The organism is Sphaerotilus mobilis (genome assembly GCF_004216565.1).
In the GTDB taxonomy this organism is placed as follows: Bacteria; Pseudomonadota; Gammaproteobacteria; order Burkholderiales; family Burkholderiaceae_C; genus Sphaerotilus; species Sphaerotilus mobilis.
In genome coordinates, this window is sequence record NZ_SGWV01000009.1 from 275,517 (window position 1) to 295,669 (window position 20,153).

At 65.3% G+C, this 20,153-nt stretch carries 26 protein-coding genes; 5 read left to right on the forward strand and 21 right to left on the reverse strand.

Going from position 1 to position 20,153, the window contains the following annotated elements; all coding sequences use genetic code 11:
- Positions 1 to 112: 112 nt before the first annotated feature.
- Positions 113 to 2,407: an NADP-dependent malic enzyme gene (locus EV685_RS10425; RefSeq protein ID WP_130481949.1), complete on the reverse strand. Its 2,295-nt coding sequence runs from the start codon at positions 2,405 to 2,407 to the stop codon at positions 113 to 115.
- A 229-nt stretch (positions 2,408 to 2,636) separates the two neighbouring features.
- Between EV685_RS10425 and EV685_RS10430 the strand changes: the two genes are divergently transcribed.
- The 5 genes from EV685_RS10430 (at position 2,637) to EV685_RS10450 (ending at position 7,538) form a co-directional block, all read left to right on the forward strand.
- Positions 2,637 to 4,721 (forward strand): sensor histidine kinase, encoded by a 2,085-nt coding sequence (locus EV685_RS10430; protein WP_130481950.1) that lies wholly within the window; start codon positions 2,637 to 2,639, stop codon positions 4,719 to 4,721.
- A complete protein-coding gene (locus EV685_RS10435; RefSeq protein WP_130481951.1) occupies positions 4,718 to 5,368 on the forward strand; it encodes a response regulator transcription factor in 651 nt (216 codons plus the stop codon). The genes EV685_RS10430 and EV685_RS10435 overlap by 4 nt, the downstream gene beginning before the upstream one ends.
- Before the next feature lie 66 nt (positions 5,369 to 5,434).
- Positions 5,435 to 6,430, forward strand: a complete 996-nt coding sequence (thiL, locus tag EV685_RS10440) for a thiamine-phosphate kinase (RefSeq protein WP_130481952.1) — start codon at positions 5,435 to 5,437, stop codon at positions 6,428 to 6,430.
- Complete coding sequence (locus EV685_RS10445; protein WP_130481953.1) at positions 6,427 to 7,011, forward strand: phosphatidylglycerophosphatase A family protein; 585 nt, start codon at positions 6,427 to 6,429, stop codon at positions 7,009 to 7,011. The genes thiL and EV685_RS10445 overlap by 4 nt, the downstream gene beginning before the upstream one ends.
- Positions 7,008 to 7,538 carry a CinA family protein gene (locus EV685_RS10450; RefSeq protein ID WP_130481954.1) on the forward strand — a complete coding sequence of 177 codons (531 nt, stop codon included), beginning with the start codon at positions 7,008 to 7,010 and terminating at the stop codon, positions 7,536 to 7,538. Before EV685_RS10445 ends, EV685_RS10450 begins: the two co-directional genes overlap by 4 nt.
- Positions 7,539 to 7,606: 68 nt before the next feature.
- On the opposite strand, the gene rplQ is transcribed toward EV685_RS10450, so the two are convergent.
- From rplQ to EV685_RS10550, 20 genes are all read right to left on the reverse strand, one after another.
- Entirely contained in the window at positions 7,607 to 7,999 is a 393-nt protein-coding gene (gene rplQ, locus EV685_RS10455; RefSeq protein ID WP_130481955.1) for a 50S ribosomal protein L17, read from the reverse strand.
- Between the two features lie 94 nt (positions 8,000 to 8,093).
- On the reverse strand, positions 8,094 to 9,083 hold the full coding sequence (locus EV685_RS10460; RefSeq protein WP_130481956.1) for a DNA-directed RNA polymerase subunit alpha: 990 nt from the start codon (positions 9,081 to 9,083) through the stop codon (positions 8,094 to 8,096).
- A gap of 160 nt (positions 9,084 to 9,243) precedes the next feature.
- Positions 9,244 to 9,867: a 30S ribosomal protein S4 gene (gene rpsD / locus EV685_RS10465; RefSeq protein ID WP_130481957.1), complete on the reverse strand. Its 624-nt coding sequence runs from the start codon at positions 9,865 to 9,867 to the stop codon at positions 9,244 to 9,246.
- Positions 9,868 to 10,170: 303 nt separating this feature from the next.
- Entirely contained in the window at positions 10,171 to 10,575 is a 405-nt protein-coding gene (rpsK, locus tag EV685_RS10470; RefSeq protein WP_012348925.1) for a 30S ribosomal protein S11, read from the reverse strand.
- Positions 10,576 to 10,604: 29 nt separating this feature from the next.
- Entirely contained in the window at positions 10,605 to 10,970 is a 366-nt protein-coding gene (gene rpsM, locus EV685_RS10475) for a 30S ribosomal protein S13 (RefSeq protein WP_130481958.1), read from the reverse strand.
- Positions 10,971 to 11,004: 34 nt separating this feature from the next.
- Positions 11,005 to 11,118 carry a 50S ribosomal protein L36 gene (rpmJ, locus tag EV685_RS10480; RefSeq protein ID WP_012348927.1) on the reverse strand — a complete coding sequence of 38 codons (114 nt, stop codon included), beginning with the start codon at positions 11,116 to 11,118 and terminating at the stop codon, positions 11,005 to 11,007.
- Positions 11,119 to 11,173: 55 nt separating this feature from the next.
- Positions 11,174 to 11,392, reverse strand: a complete 219-nt coding sequence (infA, locus tag EV685_RS10485) for a translation initiation factor IF-1 (RefSeq protein WP_130481959.1) — start codon at positions 11,390 to 11,392, stop codon at positions 11,174 to 11,176.
- Positions 11,393 to 11,407: 15 nt separating this feature from the next.
- Positions 11,408 to 12,718: a preprotein translocase subunit SecY gene (gene secY, locus EV685_RS10490; RefSeq protein ID WP_130481960.1), complete on the reverse strand. Its 1,311-nt coding sequence runs from the start codon at positions 12,716 to 12,718 to the stop codon at positions 11,408 to 11,410.
- A 31-nt stretch (positions 12,719 to 12,749) separates the two neighbouring features.
- A complete protein-coding gene (gene rplO, locus EV685_RS10495) occupies positions 12,750 to 13,184 on the reverse strand; it encodes a 50S ribosomal protein L15 (protein WP_130481961.1) in 435 nt (144 codons plus the stop codon).
- Between the two features lie 28 nt (positions 13,185 to 13,212).
- The gene (gene rpmD, locus EV685_RS10500; protein ID WP_207224805.1) at positions 13,213 to 13,395 is read right to left on the reverse strand and encodes a 50S ribosomal protein L30; all 183 of its coding nucleotides are present in this window, start codon (positions 13,393 to 13,395) and stop codon (positions 13,213 to 13,215) included.
- Between the two features lie 16 nt (positions 13,396 to 13,411).
- Positions 13,412 to 13,930 (reverse strand): 30S ribosomal protein S5, encoded by a 519-nt coding sequence (gene rpsE, locus EV685_RS10505; RefSeq protein ID WP_130481963.1) that lies wholly within the window; start codon positions 13,928 to 13,930, stop codon positions 13,412 to 13,414.
- Positions 13,931 to 13,960: 30 nt separating this feature from the next.
- On the reverse strand, positions 13,961 to 14,323 hold the full coding sequence (gene rplR / locus EV685_RS10510; RefSeq protein WP_130481964.1) for a 50S ribosomal protein L18: 363 nt from the start codon (positions 14,321 to 14,323) through the stop codon (positions 13,961 to 13,963).
- 11 nt (positions 14,324 to 14,334) lie between these two features.
- Positions 14,335 to 14,868, reverse strand: a complete 534-nt coding sequence (gene rplF, locus EV685_RS10515) for a 50S ribosomal protein L6 (protein WP_130481965.1) — start codon at positions 14,866 to 14,868, stop codon at positions 14,335 to 14,337.
- 15 nt (positions 14,869 to 14,883) lie between these two features.
- Entirely contained in the window at positions 14,884 to 15,279 is a 396-nt protein-coding gene (gene rpsH / locus EV685_RS10520) for a 30S ribosomal protein S8 (RefSeq protein ID WP_130481966.1), read from the reverse strand.
- A gap of 32 nt (positions 15,280 to 15,311) precedes the next feature.
- Positions 15,312 to 15,617: a 30S ribosomal protein S14 gene (gene rpsN / locus EV685_RS10525; RefSeq protein WP_130481967.1), complete on the reverse strand. Its 306-nt coding sequence runs from the start codon at positions 15,615 to 15,617 to the stop codon at positions 15,312 to 15,314.
- Between the two features lie 8 nt (positions 15,618 to 15,625).
- Complete coding sequence (gene rplE / locus EV685_RS10530; RefSeq protein ID WP_130481968.1) at positions 15,626 to 16,177, reverse strand: 50S ribosomal protein L5; 552 nt, start codon at positions 16,175 to 16,177, stop codon at positions 15,626 to 15,628.
- A gap of 14 nt (positions 16,178 to 16,191) precedes the next feature.
- Complete coding sequence (rplX, locus tag EV685_RS10535; protein ID WP_130481969.1) at positions 16,192 to 16,509, reverse strand: 50S ribosomal protein L24; 318 nt, start codon at positions 16,507 to 16,509, stop codon at positions 16,192 to 16,194.
- Between the two features lie 21 nt (positions 16,510 to 16,530).
- Positions 16,531 to 16,899, reverse strand: coding sequence for a 50S ribosomal protein L14 (gene rplN, locus EV685_RS10540; protein WP_130481970.1), 369 nt, complete (start codon positions 16,897 to 16,899; stop codon positions 16,531 to 16,533).
- A gap of 307 nt (positions 16,900 to 17,206) precedes the next feature.
- On the reverse strand, positions 17,207 to 18,502 hold the full coding sequence (gene gshA / locus EV685_RS10545) for a glutamate--cysteine ligase (RefSeq protein ID WP_130481971.1): 1,296 nt from the start codon (positions 18,500 to 18,502) through the stop codon (positions 17,207 to 17,209).
- Between the two features lie 126 nt (positions 18,503 to 18,628).
- A complete protein-coding gene (locus tag EV685_RS10550; RefSeq protein ID WP_130481972.1) occupies positions 18,629 to 20,137 on the reverse strand; it encodes an ammonium transporter in 1,509 nt (502 codons plus the stop codon).
- Positions 20,138 to 20,153 lie beyond the last annotated feature (16 nt).

Here is a 20,153-nt window from a genome sequence, read left to right on the forward strand (position 1 = left end):
GAATCGCGCAACCGTTCGCCCTTTTCCATTCAGGGGCGTGCCGCAGCGCAGCATCCGCCCTTGGCACAAGGCCGCCGGCATCCCGCGCGGCGACCTCGTGGCTGCACCGCCGTCAACGTGCGGCGTTGGCGTCGGCGACGGTCAGTGCCGTCATGTTGACGATCCGGCGCACGGTCGCCGAAGGCGTCAGGATGTGCACCGGCTTGGCCGCGCCCAAGAGCACCGGACCGATCGCAATGCCGCCGCCGGCTGCCGTCTTCAGCAGGTTGTAGCTGATGTTGGCGGCGTCGATGTTGGGCAGGACCAGCAGGTTGGCCTCACCGGTCAGCGCGCTGCGCGGCATCAGTTCCTTGCGGTAGACCGGGTCCAGCGCGGTGTCGCCGTGCATCTCGCCATCGACCTCCAGCCAGGGCGCCTTCTCGCGGATCAGTTCCAGCGCCTCGCGCATCTTCACCGCCGACGGCTGGTTGCTCGAACCGAAGTTCGAGTGCGACAGCAGCGCCGCTTTGGGCTGGATGCCAAAGCGCAGCATCTCCTCGGCGGCCATCACGGTGATCTCGCAGAGCTGCTCGGCGGTCGGGTCGTAGTTGACGTGGGTGTCGACCAGGAAGACCTGACGGCCCGGCAACACCAAGCCGTTCATGCAGGCATAGGTCTTGACCCCTGCGCGGCGGCCGATCACCGGGTCGATGTACTGCAGGTGGTAGCCGGTGTTGCTCCAGGTGCCGCAGATCAGCCCGTCGACATGGCCCTTGTGCAGCAGCATCGAACCGATCAGCGTCATGCGCCGGCGCATCTCGATCTTGGCCAGCTGCACCGTCACGCCCTTGCGATCCATCATCTCGTGATAGGTCTGCCAGAACTCGCGGTAGCGAGCGTCCTCGTCGATGTTGACGATCTCGAAGTCGCGGCCCTCTTCCAGGCGCAGGCCGAGCTGCTCGATGCGGCTGCGGATGATGCTGCCGCGTCCGACCAGCACCGGGTAGGCCAGGCCCTCATCGACCACGACCTGCACGGCGCGCAGCACGCGGCGGTCCTCGCCTTCGGCATAGGCCACGCGACGCGCCTTGGCCCGTTTGGCGACGGCATAGATCGGCTTCATCACCGTGCCCGAGGCGTAGACGAAGGCCTGCAGCCGGTCGCGGTAGGCGTCCATGTTGTCGATCGGACGGGTCGCGACCCCCGAAGCGACCGCCGCCAGCGCCACGGCCGGCGCGATCTGCATCATCAGGCGCGGGTCGAAGGGCTTGGGGATCAGGTACTCGGGACCGAACTTCAGGGTTGCACCGGCATAGGCGGCGGCCACCACGTCGTTCTGCTCGGCCTGGGCCAGGTCAGCGATGGCGCGGACGGCGGCGATCTCCATCTCGTCGGTGATCGTGGTCGCGCCGCAGTCCAGCGCACCCCGGAAGATGTAGGGGAAACACAGGACGTTGTTGACCTGGTTCGGGTAGTCGGTGCGACCCGTGGCCATGATGGCGTCGTCGCGGACCGCCTTGACCTCCTCCGGCATGATCTCCGGGGTCGGGTTGGCCAACGCGAAGATGATCGGGTTGGCCGCCATGCCCGCCACCATGTCGGCCTTCAGCACGCCACCGGCCGACAAGCCCAGGAAGATGTCGGCGCCCGACATGACGTCACGCAGCGTGCGCAGGTCGGTGGGCTGGGCGAACTCGGCCTTGTCCGGGTCCATCAGTTCGGCCCGGCCTTCGTAGACGACGCCGGCCAGGTCGGTCACCCAGATGTTCTGGCGCGGCAGGCCCAGCTTGACCAGCAGATTCAGACAGGCCAGCGCGGCGGCGCCGGCACCGGAGGCCACCAGCTTGACCTGGTCGATCGGCTTGCCGACCACTTTCAGGCCGTTCAGCAAGGCCGCGCCGACCACGATGGCGGTGCCGTGCTGGTCATCATGGAAGACGGGGATGCGCAGGCGTTCGCGCAGCTTGCGTTCGACGTAGAAGCAGTCCGGCGCCTTGATGTCCTCGAGGTTGATGCCACCGAAGGTTGGCTCCAGCGCGGCGATCACGTCGACCAGCTTGTCGAGGTTGCGCTCCTCGATCTCGAGGTCGAACACGTCGATGCCGGCGAATTTCTTGAACAGGACCGCCTTGCCCTCCATCACCGGCTTGGACGCCAGAGGGCCGATGTCGCCCAGCCCCAGCACGGCGGTGCCGTTGGTCACGACCGCGACGAGGTTGCCGCGCGAGGTGTAGCGAAAGGCGTTGGCCGGGTCGTCGACGATCTCCTCGCAGGCATAGGCCACGCCCGGCGAGTAGGCCAGCGCCAGATCACGCTGGTTGACCAGCTGCTTGGTCGCCGAGATGGCGATCTTTCCGGGCGTCGGGAACTCGTGGTACTCGAGGGCGCTGCGGCGCAGCTGTTCGCGCTTTTCTTCGGAAGACGACATGGAAGGACCTTGTGGCTGTGTGCGGCGGGCGCCGGGGCGTGGATTCTAGGAAGGGCCCGATCGACCCGTGCGCGCCGACGCAATGGGCTGCGTCATGCCGCCATGCAAGGCTCGCATGGCCACACAAGTCCCTGCCGTCCGGCGCTGCCGCAGTGTCCGGCGCGGGCCAGCGCCCGCCATGCGAGGAACTGCTTAGCGCTCGCGCACGGGTCGCCCGGATACTGCCGCGATGGTTGAGCGCGTCATGCCCGTCTCGCAGTCCTTTTCCGGTCGCCCCGCCTGGCGGCGTTGGAACGTGCGACGCGCCGGCATCTGGCTGGCGCTGGCGCTGCTGCTGGTCGCCATGGAATCGAGCCTGCTGTGGCTGACATGGCAGAACGAGCGCAACCGCCTGCAGGACGCCACCGAGCAAGCCGCCGCGCGCGCCGCGATCGAGGTCCGGCGCCGCCTCGCCGACGCCAGCGGCGCGCTGCAGGCGCTGCTGTGGTCGCCCTTGACCGAGCGGCGCTTCCAGGAGGAGGCCATCGAGACGCTGCGGCGTCGACCGGAGCTGGCGCGCATCGAATGGCGTGATGCCCGCTTCGGCCTGCGCGCCGAGGTCCGGTCTGCCTTGCGCAGCGCCATGCCCGGTCCGTTGCCGCGCGAGGCGCTCAAGTCCGACGCCGAAGCGGCCTGCCTGACCGCCCAGCGCTTCGGCATCCCTGTCTATTCGCGCAGCTATTTCGTGCCGCAACAAGGCGGCCTCGGCGGCGAGGTGGTCGACCTGTGCGTGCCCCAGATCATCGAGGGCGAGGTGCGCGGCGCGCTGGTGGCGACGCTGGTGTTGTCGGTGCTGCTCGAACAAGCCACGCCCAACGAGCTGATGCGCGACCATGAGGTGATGCTGGTCGAGAGCGACGGCACCCGCCTGGCGCGGGCCGGCTCTCAGCGTGGCCTGGGGGCCTTTCGGGCCGATCGCCTGGTCGACCTCGACAACTTCACCGCCCTGCTGCGGCTGGACAGCACGGCCGCGCGGCCCTCGCTGCTGTCGCATGTCGGCTCCTCGCTGGTGCTGGCGCTGTCGGCCGCGCTGTGCCTGGTGATCGGCCTGCTGGCGCTGGACGTGCGGCGTCGCGCCGCTGCGGAGCGCGAACTCGCCGAGGCGCTGGCCTTTCGCAAGGCCATGGAGAACTCGCTGGTGACGGGCCTGCGAGCCCGCAACCTCGACGGCGCGATCACCTATGTGAACCGGGCCTTCTGCCAGATGGTCGGCTGGAGCGAGGCCGAGCTGCGCGGCGCCGACGATCCGCCGTACTGGCCACCCGAGTTGCGCGACACCTACCGGCGCCGTCATGCCGAACGGCAGGCCGGCGACGCCCCGCCGCGCGAGGGCCACGAGACGGTCTTCATGCGCCACGACGGCGAACGCTTTCCGGTGCTGATCTTCGAGGCGCCACTGCTCGACAGCCGGGGCCGTCGCACGGGATGGATGAGTTCGGTGCTGGACCTGACGGCGCAGCGGCGCGCCGAGGATTTCTCTCGCCAGCAGCAGGAGAAGCTTCAGGCCAGCGCCCGGCTGGCGACCATGGGCGAGATGGCCACCCTGCTGAGCCACGAGCTGAACCAGCCGCTGGCGGCGATCGCAAGCTATGCACACGGTTCGCTGAACCTGTTGCCCGGCGCGGACAGCGATGTGCCCGCCGACGCCGACACGCAGTTGATGATCCGGCAGGCCCTGGTGCGGGTCGCCGAACAGGCCGACCGGGCTGGCCGTGTCATCCGCAGCGTCCACCAGTTCGTGCGCCGCCGCGAGCGCCTGCGCGAGAACCTGCGCGCCCATGAACCCATCGAGGCCGTGCTGCCGCTGGTCCGCCTGGCCGCCAGGCGCTGCCATGCACAGGTTGTGGTCGATGTGGCACAGCCGCCGCCACGGGTCAGCTGCGACCGCACGATGGTCGAACAGGTGCTGCTCAACCTCGCCCGCAACGGGCTGCAAGCGATGGAGGCCGATGTCGATGCGGGCATCGAACGGCTGCTGACGCTGGGCGCCGAAATGGTCGACGAACGCTGGGTGGCGTTCCGGGTCGAGGACAGCGGACCGGGGATTCCAGAGGAAGTGGCGCGACAGCTGTTCACGCCGTTTTTCACCACCAAGGCCGAGGGCATGGGCATCGGCCTGTCGATGTGCCGCACGGTGGTCGAGCAGCACGGCGGCACCCTCACTTTCGGCCCCGGCCGCGACGGCCGCGGCACGATCTTCCGCTTCACGCTGCCGGTCTCGTCGACGCCGCCCGCGCCGCCTGCCTCGCCGGATTTGACTGGAGACACACCATGAACCCGCCCGTTCGACCGACCGCCTCCGGCACCGTGCACGTTGTCGACGACGAGGAAGTTGTGCGCGACGCACTCGGCTGGTTGCTGCGCAGCCGGCGCCTGCTGCCGCGCACCTTTCCGAGCGCCGACGCCTTCCATGCCGCGATCGAGAGCGGCGACGTTCGCATCGACGACCCGTCCTGTCTGTTGCTGGACATGCGCATGCCCGGCATGAACGGCATGGCGCTGTTCGAGCGGCTGATCGAGCGCGGCTGGGCCCAGGCCATGCCGGTCATCTTCCTGACCGGTCACGCCGATGTCGGCACCGCCGTGTCGGCGGTCAAGCGCGGCGCCTTTGACTTCGTCGAGAAGCCGTTTTCCGACAACGCCTTGGTCGATCGTGTGGTGGAGGCCTTGCAGGCCAGCGCCGCCGCCCTGGCCGCCCGCCTGGCCGTGCGCGGCGTGGAGCGCGACATGGCCGAGCTCACCGAACGCGAGCGCGAGGTGATGCGCCTGATCGTCGATGGCCGGCCGAACAAGCTGATCGCCGATGCGCTCGACATCAGTGTTCGCACCGTCGAGGTCCATCGTTCGCGGGTGTTCGACAAGATGGGGGTGAAGTCAGCCGTCGAGCTGGCCAACCTGCTGCGCGATCACGGCCTGGGTTGAGGCCCCGCCCGGATCGCTCTGCCGATAATCCAGGCTTTTGACGACGCGGCTCGCCCGCGAGCCCCGATGCCCCTCGGCGAATTCGACCTGATCCGACGCCACTTCGACCGGCCGGTGCGACACCAGCCGCTGGGTGTGGGCGACGACTGCGCCTTGCTGGCGCCGACGCCGGGCCAGCAACTGGCGGTGTCGACCGACCTGCTGGTCGAAGGCCGGCACTTCCTGTCGACGGTGGCACCCCAGGCGCTCGGCCACAAGGCCTTGGCGGTGAACCTGTCGGACCTCGCGGCCTGTGGCGCCGAGCCAATGGCCTACACCTTGTCGCTGGCCCTGCCCCGCGTCGACGACGCCTGGCTCGGCGCCTTCGCCAGCGGCCTGCACGCCCTGGCCGATGCGCACGGCATCGAACTGGTCGGCGGCGACACCACCGCCGGTCCGCTCACCATCGGCATCACCGTGATGGGTCAGGTGCCGCCGGGACAGGCGCTGTTGCGCAGTGGCGCGCGGCCGGGGCACGTCATCTGGGTGAGCGGTTGGCCGGGGCGGGCACGGCTCTGGCTCGACGCGGTGCGAGGCACCTTGCGTCTGGAGGGCGCTTCATTCGAAGCCGGCCGGCTGGCGATGGAGTACCCGCAACCCCGGGTCGGGCTGGGCCTGGCGCTGCGGGGCGTGGCGAGCAGCGCGATCGACCTGTCGGACGGCCTGCTTGGCGATCTGGCGCATGTGCTCGCGCGCTCCGGGCCGACGTCGGATGCGGCGCTGGGCGCGCGCATTGACGCCCACCGCCTGCCGCGTCATCCTGCCCTGGCGGGGCTGCCCGAAGAGACCGTGCTCGCTTGCCTGCTCGCGGGCGGCGACGACTACGAACTGCTGTTCACCGCCCCGCCCTCGCGGGATGCCGACGTGCAGGAGGCAGCGCAACGAGCCGGTGTCGCCGTGCACGCAATCGGCCAGATCGTGGAGGCGCCCGGCGTCGAGGTGCGAGATGCGATGGGGCGGTCGCTGGAAGGCCCATGGTCAGGCTATGACCACTTCGGCACGCAGGAAGGCGGCAGGGCATGAGCGGCACGCCACGGGATGCGGGCGGACAAGCCGATGACATCGAGGTGGCGCCACGTGCGTCGAAACGTCCCCGCATCGACGGCCGCTTCATGCTGGCTCACCCGGCTCACCTGATCGCGCTCGGCTTTGGCAGTGGTCTCAGCCCCAAGGCGCCCGGCACTTTCGGCACGCTGTGGGCCTGGGTCGCCTGGCTGGTCTTCGGGGCTTACCTCGCGCCCTCGGACTGGGGCTGGGTCATCGGGCTGTCCCTGCCGCTGGGCTGGTGGGCCTGCACGGTGACGGCCCGTCACGCCGGCATCGCCGATCCCGGGTTCATCGTCTGGGACGAGGTTCTCGCCTTCTGGCTCATCCTCTGGGTCATCGCGCCGTCGGACTGGGCCATGCAGTTGCTGGCCTTCGCGGTGTTCCGCTACTTCGACGCGGCGAAGCCTGGACCGGTGCGCTGGGCCGATCAGGTCTTCAAGGGTGGCGGCTGGCGTGGCGGCTTCGGCATCCTCTTCGATGACCTGGTCGCTGCGGGCTGCAGCCTGTTCGTGCTGGCCGTTGTCGAGCGCCTCATGGTTTGGTTGGGCTGGGCATGAACGGCATCGCAACGTCGACCGAGGTCAGCGACGACGAGCTGCTGGCACTGGCTCAGACACTGAGCCAGCAACTGATGGCGCGGGGCTGGATGCTGGCCAGCGCCGAGAGCTGCACCGGCGGCCTGATCGCGGCCACTTGCACCGAGCTGTCGGGATCCAGCCTCTGGTTCGAGCGTGGCTTCGTGACCTACAGCAACGCCGCCAAGTCCGAGTTGCTCCGCGTATCCGGCGAGCTGATCGCCACCCACGGCGCGGTCAGCGAACCCGTTGCCACCGCGATGGCCCGGGGCGCCTGCGCACACAGCGCAGCGCAGGTTTCGGTCGCTGTCACGGGCGTGGCCGGACCGACCGGTGGCTCACCGAACAAGCCAGTCGGCACCGTCTGGTTCGGCTGGTCGCTGCCAGGGCGTCAGCACGTCGAGGTCTGCCACTTCACCGGTGATCGCCGCGCCGTGCGTCGTCAGACCGTGCGCCACGCCTTGGGCTGGCTCGTCACCACCTTGGGCCAGTCCGCGTCGCCGACCTGATCCAGGCACTTGTCGACCGCCCATGAAAAAAGGCCGGCAATGCCGGCCCTTCGGGTGTCAAACGCGACTTATTCAGCGGCGGTCGGCACGTCGGTGGTGGTGTCCTCGCGGTCAACCAGCTCAACGAAAGCCATCGGCGCGTTGTCGCCCACACGGAATCCCATCTTCAGGATGCGGGTGTAGCCGCCCGGGCGCGCCTTGAAGCGCGGGCCCAGCACGTCGAAAAGCTTGACGACGTTGTCGCGGTTGCGCAGGCGGTCGAAGGCCAGGCGGCGATTGGCGACCGTCGGCTCCTTGGCCAGCGTGATCAGCGGCTCGACGACGCGACGCAGTTCCTTGGCCTTGGGGACGGTCGTCTTGATGGCCTCGTGCTCGATGAGCGAGTTGGCCATGTTGCGCAGCATCGCCTGACGGTGGGCGGAGGTGCGATTGAGTTTGCGGAGGCCGTTGCCGTGACGCATGGTGCTTTCCTTTCCTTATGAATACCGACGGCCGGATCAGGTACCGCCGGGTGCACCGGAGGGCGGTTCAAGCCGCCACTCCACTTTCAAGAAATCAACGCTTGTCGAGACCCTGGGGCGGCCAGTTCTCGAGACGAGCACCAAGGGTGAGGCCACGCGAGGCCAGCACTTCCTTGATCTCGTTGAGCGACTTGCGACCCAGGTTCGGGGTCTTCAGCAGCTCGGTTTCGGTGCGCTGGATCAGGTCACCGATGTAATAGATGTTCTCGGCCTTCAGGCAGTTGGCCGAACGCACCGTCAGTTCGAGCTCGTCGACCGGGCGCAGCAGGATCGGATCGAAGTGCTGGGCGCGCGGCTGCGGCGAGTCGATGATCGAGGCCATTTCGCCCGGATCGATCTGGGTGAACACCACCAGCTGTTCGACCAGGATCTTGGCCGACGCACGGATCGCCTCTTCCGGCGAGATCGAGCCATTCGTCTCGATCTCCATCACCAGCTTGTCGAGGTCGGTGCGCTGCTCAACGCGGGCGTTTTCGACCGCGTAGCTGACGCGCTTTACCGGCGAGAACGAGGCGTCCAGGACGATGCGGCCGATCGACTTGGTCGGCTCATCCGCATAACGGCGCATGCTGCCAGGCACGTAGCCACGGCCCTTCTCGACCTTGATCTGCATGTCGAGCTTGCCACCCTGGGCCAGGTGAGCGATCACGTGGTCCGGGTTGATGATCTCGACGTCATGCGGCGTCTGGATGTCGCTGGCCTTGACCGGGCCCTCGCCTTCCTTGCGCAGCACCAACGTGACTTCGTCGCGGTTGTGCAGACGGAACACCACGCCCTTGAGGTTGAGCATGATGTGAACCACGTCTTCCTGCACACCGTCAACGGTGGAGTATTCGTGCAGCACGCCGGCGATCGTCACTTCGGTGGGCGCGTAGCCGACCATCGACGACAGCAGGACGCGACGCAGCGCGTTGCCCAGCGTGTGCCCGTAGCCACGCTCGAACGGCTCGAGCGTCACCTTGGCACGGTGACCGCCAAGCGGGTCGACGTTGATGGCTTTGGGCTTCAGCAGATTGGTTTGCATCGAAAGTTCCTGTCAATACCCTCGGCTCGTTACACCGATAAGGCTGCGGGACCAGCCGAAGATCCGGGAGAGGCCGGACCTTCGGCAAAGGCCAAACGGCGCAGCGGCCCGGCTGGCAGGACATCGTTTCCGACGTCCCGACAGGGGCCGCTCCGACCGATCAGCGCGAATACAGTTCGACGATCAGCGATTCGTTGATGTCCGCGCCGAACTCGTCGCGGTCCGGCGTCTTCTTGAAGACACCTTCCATCTTGCTGAGGTCGACCGAGACCCAGGCCGGCAGGCCGATCGAGTCGGCGAGCTTGAGCGCATCAGCGATGCGCAGCTGCTTGCGGGCCTTCTCGCGCACGGCCACGACGTCACCGGCCTTGACCAGGTAGGACGGGATGTTCACGACCTCACCATTGACCGTCACCGACTTGTGCGACACCAGCTGGCGAGCCTCGGCGCGGGTCGAGCCGAAGCCCATGCGGTAGACGACGTTGTCCAGGCGCGATTCCAGGATCATCAGCAGGTTCGCGCCCGTGTTGCCCTTGCGGCGCTCGGCTTCGGCGAAGTAGCGGCGGAACTGGCGTTCGAGGACGCCGTACATGCGCTTGACCTTCTGCTTCTCGCGCAGCTGCAGGCCAAAGTCAGAGGTGCGCGAACCCGAGGTGCGGCCGTGCTGGCCAGGCTTGGATTCGAACTTCGCCTTGTCGCTGATCGAGCGGCGGGCGCTCTTCAGGAACAGGTCGGTGCCTTCGCGGCGGGAAAGTTTGGCCTTCGGGCCGAGGTAACGTGCCACAGTCTTGTCCTTGTGTCTGTGCTGACGCGGGGCCGGATCGGCGCACCGCGCAAGTCGGGCTCAACACACGGACCGTCGCGTCAAGCGCACCGTGCGAGGCAGCCCGACAGTGGGCTTATCAGCGAGGCGATTCCGACCGACGGGCAGACCCGTCGCCGCACATCCTCCGGCAGGGAGATGCACGCCTCAATGGAAAATCCGGCGACGCACCTGGGCCTCGCCGGACAGCCGGAAATTATAAACCGGGCATGCAGCCATTTGCTGCACATCGGGCCGGAAAGCCCGACGGGTCACGCATCGGGTTCAGATGCGGCGACGCTTCTGCGGACGGCAGCCGTTGTGCGGAACCGGCGTCACGTCGGAGATCGACGCGATACGGATGCCCAGCGATGCCAGCGCGCGAACCGACGACTCGCGACCCGGGCCGGGGCCCTTGATCTTGACGTCAAGGTTCTTGATGCCTTGTTCCTGAGCAGCACGACCTGCGACTTCTGCAGCGACCTGCGCAGCAAACGGGGTCGACTTGCGCGAGCCTTTGAAGCCCTGACCGCCACTCGAAGCCCACGACAGCGCATTGCCCTGACGGTCGGTGATCGTGATGATCGTGTTGTTGAAGGACGCGTGCACATGCGCGACGCCGTCGGCAATGTTCTTGCGAACCTTCTTGCTGACGCGACGGGCTGCGTTGTTGACGGGTGCTTTAGCCATGAATCATGTTCTCCGGGGCGACGCCTCGATTATTTCTTCAGCGCCTGCGGGCCCTTCTTCGGACCCTTTCGGGTGCGGGAGTTGGTGCGCGTGCGCTGGCCGCGGACCGGCAGACCACGACGATGGCGGAAGCCGCGGTAGCAGCCCAGGTCCATCAGTCGCTTAATGTTGATCGAGATCTCGCGGCGCAGGTCACCTTCGATGGTCAGGCGGCCGACTTCGTCGCGGATCTTTTCGAGATCGGCGTCCGTCAGATCCTTGACCTTCTTGTTGAAGGGGATGCTGCAAGCCTCACAGATCTTTTGAGCCGTGGTGCGGCCCACGCCGTAGATCGACGTCAGGCCGATCTCGGTGTGCTTGTGCGGCGGAATGTTGATACCAGCAATACGTGCCATGTGCGTCCTCTATTCGGTGACAGCCCAGGAAGGCTCAGCCCTGGCGCTGCTTGTGGCGCGGGTCGGTGCAAATGACACGGACCACACCCTTGCGGCGGATGATCTTGCAATTGCGGCAGATCTTCTTGACGGATGCGGAGACTTTCATGGTCTTCTCCTTGATCGGCTAAGCGCTTTGTCTTCCGGGACTCTACGGCTGTCGCTCACTTCGCCCGGAAAACGATGCGAGCACGGGAAAGATCGTACGGCGTCAGTTCCACTGTCACCTTGTCGCCTGGCAGGATGCGGATGTAGTGCATGCGCATCTTCCCGGAGATATGGCCGAGCACCACGTGCCCGTTTTCCAGCTTCACCCTGAACGTCGCGTTGGGGAGGTTTTCAACAACCTCACCATGCATCTGGATGACGTCGTCCTTGGCCATCGCACAACCAGAACATCACCCAGCCTTGAAGCTCGCCTTCTTGAGCAAAGCTTCGTATTGCTGGGACATGACATAGGACTGCACTTGGGCCCAAAAGTCCATCGTCACGACCACGATGATCAGCAGCGAGGTGCCACCAAAATAGAACGGGACGTTGTACTTCAGAACCAGAAACTCAGGCAGCAAACACACCAAGGTGATGTAGACCGCCCCTCCCAGCGTCAACCGCGCCAGGATCTTGTCGATGTGTCGAGCGGTCTGGTCACCCGGGCGAATACCCGGGATGAATGCGCCGCTCTTCTTAAGGTTCTCTGCGGTCTCACGGCTGTTGAAAACCAGCGCGGTGTAGAAGAAGCAGAAGAACACGATCATGGCCGCATACAGCAGGACATAAATCGGCTGTCCGGGCGACAAGGCCGAGGAAATGTCCTTCAGCCAGGTCAGCTTGTCGCCGGTCGCGAACCAGCCAACCACCGTCGCCGGCAGCAAAATGATCGACGACGCAAAGATCGGCGGGATCACACCCGACATGTTGATCTTCAGCGGCAGGTGCGACGACTGGCCGCCATAAACCTTGTTGCCGACCTGTCGCTTGGCGTAGTTCACCAGGATCTTGCGCTGCCCACGTTCAACGAACACCACGGCGAACGTGACGCCCACGACCAACAAAACAATGAACAAGGCAACGATGATGCTCATCGAACCGGTGTTCACCAGATTCAAGAGCCCGCCGATCGCGCTGGGCAAACCAGCGGCGATACCCGCGAAAATTAAGATGGAAATACCGTTGCCCAGACCGCGCTCGGTGATTTGTTCACCCAGCCACATCAGGAACATCGTGCCAGCGGTGAGGCTTGCCATCGCGCCGATCCGGAACATCGGGCCCGGATTCACCACCAGCCCAGCCGACCCTTCCAGTGCGAGCGCAATGCCCAGCGACTGGAAAATGGCAAGTGCCAGCGTGCCGTAGCGGGTGTACTGCGTGATCTTGCGGCGACCGGCTTCGCCTTCCTTCTTCAACGCTTCCAGCGTCGGCACCACATACCCCATCAGCTGCATGATGATCGATGCAGAGATGTACGGCATGATGCCGAGCGCGAACACGGTGAAGCGGGACAGCGCGCCACCCGAGAACATGTTGAACAGGTTCAGGATGCCGCCCTGCTGGCCCTTGAACAGTTCCGCCAGTTGATCGGGGTTGATGCCCGGAACCGGGATATGAGCCCCGATCCGGTACACCACCAGCGCCAGCAGCAGAAAGACGAGCCGGCGACGGAGGTCGCCGAACTTGCCGCTCTTGGCCAGTTGATTCGCGTTGGTTGCCACGGAGTACCTGTGCTTGGCAGCGTTCTGTCGCTCAGTCGACCAACGAGCCGCCAGCGGCTTCGATGACGACCTTGGCGCCAGCGGTCGCACCGATGCCCTTGAGCACGACCTTGCGGGTCAGCTCGCCGGACTTCACGACCTTGACGTTGCGAACCAGCTCACCCACGAGGCCGACGGCCTTGAGCATCAGGAGGTCGACTTCATCGGCGCCCAGCGCATTCAGTTCGCTGAGGTTGATCTCGGCATTGAACTTCAGCAGGTGCGACTTGAAGCCACGCTTGGGCAGGCGACGCTGCAGCGGCATCTGTCCGCCTTCGAAGCCCACCTTGTGGTAGCCACCAGCACGCGACTTCTGGCCCTTGTGACCGCGACCTGCGGTCTTGCCCAGGCCCGAGCCGATGCCGCGACCGACGCGACGCTTGGCGTGCTTGGCACCCGAGCTCGGCTTGATCGAATTCAGTTCCATGTCATTCTTCCTTGATGACGCGCGCCGCTCAGAGCACGCGCACCAGGTAGGCGATCTTGTTGATCATGCCGCGCACGGCCGGCGTGTCTTGCAGTTCCGAGACGCTGTTCAGCTTGCGCAGGCCCAGGCCACGAACGGTGGCGCGGTGCGATGCCTGGGTGCCGATCGGGCTGCGAACCAGCTGCACCTTGAGGGTCTTTTGTTCAGCCATGATGGACTCCCGGCGCTCAGTTGAAGATCTGTTCGATCGTCAGACCGCGCTTGGCTGCGACTTCAGAAGCCGTCGTCATGCGGGACAGAGCGTCGAACGTGGCGCGAACCATGTTGTACGGGTTCGACGAACCGAGGCTCTTTGCCACGATGTCGGTGATACCCATCACTTCGAAGATGGCGCGCATCGGGCCGCCAGCAATGATGCCGGTACCCGCCGGCGCAGGCGCCAGCAGAACCTTGGCAGCGCCGTGTTCGCCGGTCGCGTTGTGCGGGACGGTGCCATTGCGCAGCGGGACCTTCACGAGGTTGCGACGCGCCTGCTCCATCGCCTTGGTCACGGACACCGGCACTTCACGTGCCTTGCCCTTGCCCATGCCGACGCGACCATCGCCGTCGCCGACGACCGTCAGGGTCGCGAATGCCATGATCCGACCGCCCTTGACCACCTTGGTCACGCGGTTGACCTGGATCATCTTCTCGCGCATCCCATCGTCGCGACCTTCGTCAGCCACCTTGGGTTGAAACTTAGCCATTTGATGTTCCTTGGTTTGCCGACGCGCGGATCAGAACTGCAGACCCGCTTCGCGGGCAGCTTCGGCCAGTGCCTTGACGCGGCCGTGGTAGGCGAAGCCCGAACGGTCGAATGCGACCTTCTCGACGCCTGCTGCCTTCGCACGCTCCGCGATGCGCTTGCCGATCAGTTGGGCTGCATTGACGTTGCCGCCCTTGCCAGCACCCAGTTCCGAACGAACGTCTTTCTCGGCCGTCGAGGCCGACGCCAGGACCTTGCCGCCATCGGCGGAGATCACGCTGGCGTAGATGTGCAGGTTGCTGCGGAAGACGGTCAGGCGCTCGACACCCTGCAAGGCGATGCGGGCACGGGTCTGACGGGAGCGACGCAGCCGCTGTTCCTTCTTGTTCAACATGGTGCGGCTCCTTACTTCTTCTTGGTCTCTTTGAGCGTGACCTTCTCATCCGAATAACGGATGCCCTTGCCCTTGTAGGGCTCGGGAGGACGGAAGGCGCGCACCTCTGCTGCGATCTGACCGACGACCTGGCGGTCAGCACCCTTGATCAGGATCTCGGTCTGCGTCGGGCATTCGACCTTGATACCGGCCGGCATGTCCTTGACGACCGGGTGCGAATACCCGATCTGCAGGTTGAGCTTCTGACCCTGGGCTTGGGCGCGGAAGCCCACGCCAACCAGATTGAGCTTGCGCTCGAAACCCTTGCTGACGCCAGTGACCATGTTGGCGACCAGCGCCCGCACAGTACCCGACATCGCGTTTGCTTCGGCCGACTCGTTGGTCGGCGCGAAGCTCAGCGTGCCAGCTTCATTCTTCACGCTGACCAGGCTGTGCGCGGGGCGCACCAGGGTGCCGAGGGCACCCTTCACACTGATCTGCTCCGGGGTGACCGACACGTCCACGCCTTGCGGGACGGCGATCGGCATCTTTCCAACGCGGGACATCTGCTGCTCCTGTCCTTAAGCGACGTAGCAGAGCACTTCGCCACCGATACCGGCAGCGCGCGCCTTGCGGTCGGTCATCACGCCCTGGGGCGTGGTGACGATGGCCACACCGAGACCGTTCATGACATGGGGAATGTCATGGCGGCCCTTGTAGATACGCAGGCCAGGACGGCTGACGCGCTCGATGCGTTCGATCACCGGGCGACCGGCGTAATACTTCAACGCGATCTGCAGTTCGGCCTTGCCGCCGTCTGCCTTGATGGCGTAGCTGTCGATGTAACCCTCGTCCTTCAAGACCTGCGCGATGGCAGCCTTCAGCTTGGACGACGGCATCACAACGCTGGCCTTCTCGACCATCTGCGCGTTGCGGATGCGGGTCAGCATGTCCGCGATCGGATCACTCATGCTCATGGAATCACTCCTGTTCGTGCCCTGGGGCCGATTTACCAGCTCGCCTTGACGACACCGGGGATGTCGCCACGGAAGGCCAGTTCACGAATCTTGGTGCGGCCCAGTCCGAACTTGCGGAAAGTGCCACGCGGACGACCGGTGATCTCGCAGCGGCTGCGCAGACGCGTGGGATTCGCGTTGCGGGGCAGCTTCTGGAGCGCCAGGCGAGCGAGGTAACGCTCGTCTTCGGACTTGCTCTGGTCACCGATGATGGCCTTCAGTTCTGCGAACTTCTTGGCGTACTTGGCGACCAGCTTCTCGCGCTTTTCTTCACGCTGGATCAAGGACAGTTTTGCCACCGTACACCTCAGTTCTTGAACGGGAAGCGGAAGGCCGACAGCAGCGCCTTGCACTCGTCATCGGTCTTGGCCGTCGTCGTGATGCTGATGTTCAGACCACGCAGAGCATCCACCTTGTCGTACTCGACTTCGGGGAAAATGATCTGTTCCTTGACGCCGATGTTGTAGTTGCCACGACCATCGAACGAACGGCCCGAGATACCGCGGAAGTCACGCACGCGCGGCAGCGCGATGGTGACGAAGCGATCCAGGAATTCGAACATGCGGGCACCACGCAGCGTGACCATGCAGCCGATGGGCACGTTCTCGCGGATCTTGAATCCGGCAATGGCCTTGCGCGACTTGGTGACGACGGGGCGCTGGCCGGCGATCTTGGTGAGGTCGCCGACGGCGTGGTCCATGACCTTCTTGTCCGACACGGCTTCCGAGACACCCATGTTCAGGGTGATCTTCTGGAAACGCGGCACTTCCATCACCGACTTGTAGCCGAACTTCTCGACCAGCGACGGGACGACGGTGTCGTTGTAGAAGGCTTGCAGGCGAGCTTGTTGTTGAGCCATTTCAGGTTCCTGCCTCAGGCCTTGATCTCGTCGCCGCTGGACTTGAAGACACGCACTTTCTTGCCGTCAGCCAGGAGCTTGATGCCCACGCGGTCGGCCTTGCCGGTCGCGGGGTTGAAGATCGCCACATTCGATTGATGAATCGGCATGGTCTTGTCGACGATGCCACCGGTCGTGCCCTTGAGCGGGTTCGGGCGGACGTGCTTCTTGACGACGTTCACGCCGTCAACGACCAGGTGGTCTTCGTCCACGCGCAGCGACACAGCGCCGCGCTTGCCCTTGTCGCGACCGGTCAGCACGATGACCTCGTCGCCTTTGCGAATCTTGTTCATGGCCTGTCCTTCGCCGTCGGCTTAGAGCACTTCAGGAGCGAGCGACACGATCTTCATGAAGCGCTCGGTCCGCAGTTCGCGGGTGACCGGGCCGAAGATGCGCGTGCCGATCGGCTCGAGCTTGGCATTGAGCAACACCGCAGCGTTGCCATCGAACTTGACGAGCGAACCGTCCTGGCGGCGCACACCCTTGGCGGTGCGCACGACCACGGCGTTGTAGACCTCGCCCTTTTTGACGCGACCACGCGGCGCAGCTTCTTTGATGCTGACCTTGATCACATCGCCAATACTGGCGTAACGACGCTTCGAACCGCCAAGCACCTTGATGCACATGACGGACTTCGCACCCGTGTTGTCCGCGACGTCGAGTCGCGATTGCATTTGGATCATGTCTATCCCCAACTTGTCCCGCTCTGGCTGCGGCCGGATGGCCACCACTGCGGTCAGTCTTGGGCCCGTCGTACGTCCTGTTCAAGAATTTGATCAGGACGCAGCTGGGGGCGAAACTGGCTTGCGCAGCGGGCGGCTAGGCACGCGCTCAAGCCAGCAGAGTCAGCGATTATGCATGTGGCTCGCAGGGCAAGTCAACACATCCAGAAGAAAGATTCAGGGGCGACGCTTCGGGTGAAGTCGCCGCCCCTGCAAGGACCTGGGAAGGACCATGCGGCACGCCATGGCCGCACGCACTGGCCCCCCGTCAGTCGTAGACCTCGGCATCCGGGTCGGTCGCCTCCAGCTCGTAGCTGGCCGCCAGCATCGCCAGGCGAGCGATGACGCCATACATATAGAAGCGGTTGGGCGCGCTCTGGCCAGGCTTGGCTCCCACACGCGGCAGGTGATGGCTCTCGGCGAAGGCCAGTGGCACGAACTGGGCACCGGGCGCGTTGAGGTTCTCGTCGATGCCGCGGTCGGCATGCACACGGTAGAAACCGCCGACCACATAGCGATCCATCATGTAGACGACCGGCTCGGCGACCGCGTCGTTCATGCGCTCGTAGGTCGGCACGCCTTCCTGGATGATGACCTCGGAGACCTCCTGGCCGTCCTTGACCACGCTCATCTTGTTGCGCGTGCGGCGGTTCAGTTCATCGAGTTCCTTCGGATCACGCACGGTCATGATGCCCATGCCGTAGGTGCCGTTGTCGGCCTTGACGATCACGAACGGCTTTTCGTTGATGCCGTATTCCTTGTACTTGCGGCGGATCTTGGCGATCAGCGCCTCGGCGTTCGACTTGATGCACTCGATGCCGTCACCTTCGCCGAAGTTGACCTTGCCGCACTGGGTGTACATCGGATTGATCAGCCACGGGTCCATGCCCAGCAGCTTGGCGAACTTCTTGGCCACTTCCTCATAGGCCTGGAAGTGGTTGGTCTTGCGCCGCACCGCCCAGCCCGCATGCAGCGGCGGCAGCAGGTATTGCTCATGCAGGTCTTCGAGCATGCCGGGGATGCCCGCCGACAGGTCGTTGTTCATCAGGATGGTGCACGGGTCGAAGCCTTTCAGGCCGAGCCGACGCTGGGTGCGAACCAGCGGCTCCATCAGCAGCTCGCTGCCGTCGGGCAGTGCCACCGGGGTGGGCTTGTCGATCGACGGGTCCAGCGTGCCCAGCCGGACGTTCAGGCCAGCCAGCGTGAAGATCTCCTGCAGCCGCGCAACGTTCAGCAGATAGAACGGGTTGCGGGTGTGCTTCTCGGGGATCAGCAGCAGGTTCTTGGCCTCGGGGCAGATCTTCTCGATCGCCGCCATCGCCGCCTGCACCGCCAGCGGCAGCATCTCGGGCGTCAGGTTGTTCCAGCCGCCCGGATAGAGGTTGGTGTCGACCGGCGCCAGCTTGAAGCCAGCGTTGCGCACGTCGACCGACGAGTAGAACGGCGGCGTGTGCTCCATCCACTCGAGCCGGAACCAGCGTTCGATGGCAGGCATCGACTCCAGGATGCGCGCCTCCAGTTCGTTGATGGGACCGTTGAGAGCGGTGACGAGGTGGGGAACCATGCGCGTGTCCTGGCGTAGCCGACGGGTGGAATCGATTCTAAGGAGCGAGGCATCTGGGGATGCCGCGCCAAATGAAAAGGGGCCGCCAGCGGCGACCCCTCGATTCAGGCCGGAGACCGGCTCAGATCACTTGTGGTACGCGGTCTCGCCATGCGAGCTGATGTCCAGACCCTCGCGTTCCTCTTCCTCGGTGACGCGCAGGCCGATCACCAGGTCGACGACCTTGAAGGCGATCACCGAGACGACACCCGACCACACCACGGTCAGCAGGACGGCCTTGGCCTGGATCCAGACCTGCGAGGCGATCGAGTAGGCGTCCGGGGCGATCATGCCCACGGTGACCCAGTCGGCCACGGCGCTCGGGCCGCCCAGGTTCGGCGAGTTGAAGACACCGGTCAGCAGGGCACCCAGGATGCCGCCGACACCGTGCACGCCGAACACGTCGAGCGAGTCGTCCGCGCCCAGCATCTTCTTCAGGCCGTTGACGCCCCAGAGGCAGGCGAAGCCGGCGATCAGGCCGATGATGATGCCGCCCAGGATGCCGACGTTGCCGGCGGCCGGGGTGATGGCAACCAGACCCGCGACGGCGCCGGAAGCAGCGCCCAGCATCGAGGCCTTGCCCTTCATCAGCGCTTCACCAACACACCAGGCCAGCACCGCAGCAGCGGTGGCGAACAGCGTGTTGATGAAGGCCAGCGCGGCATAGCCATTGGCTTCCAGCGCCGAGCCGGCGTTGAAGCCGAACCAGCCCACCCACAGCAGCGCGGCACCCACCATCGTCAGCGTCAGCGAGTGCGGCGTGAAGGCTTCCTTGCCGTAGCCGACGCGCTTGCCGACCATGAAGGCACCGACCAGACCCGCGACGGCCGCATTGATGTGCACGACGGTGCCGCCAGCGAAGTCCAGCGCGCCCCATTGCCAGATCAGGCCAGCCTTGCCGGTCATCGACTCGGCCACGTCGGCAGCGGCGTAGGCGTCAGGGCCCATCCAGAACCAGACCATGTGCGCGATCGGCGCGTAGCTGAAGGTGAACCACAGCACCATGAACATCAGCACGGCGGAGAACTTCATGCGTTCGGCGAAGGCGCCGACGATCAGGCAGCAGGTGATGCCCGCGAACGTGGCCTGGAAGGCCGCGAACACGATCTCGGGGATGTAGACGCCCTTGCTGAAGGTGGCCGCGTTGGCGAAGGTGCCGGCCGCGTTGTCCCAGACGCCGTTCATGAACAGGCGGTCGAAGCCACCGATGAAGGCGTTGCCTTCGGTGAACGCCAGGCTGTAGCCGTAGATGGCCCACAGCACGACGATCATCGAGAAGGTCACCATCACCTGCATCAGGACCGACAGCATGTTCTTGGCACGCACCAGGCCGCCGTAGAACAGCGCCAGGCCAGGCACCGTCATCATGATGACGAGCAGCGTGGAGACGAGCAGCCAGGCGGTGTCGCCCTTGTTGGGAACGGGAGCGGGTGCAGCGGCTTCGACGGCCGCAGAAGCGGCGTCAGCGGCAACAGCCGCAGCCTCGACAACCGCCGAGGCGGCGGCAGCAGGCTCGGAAGCAGCCTGGGCCCAGACAGCGCCGGAAGATCCCAGCACCGCCAAGCCCAAGGCCAGGATGGCAAGCAGTTTTTTCATGGTTTTTCTCGGGGTG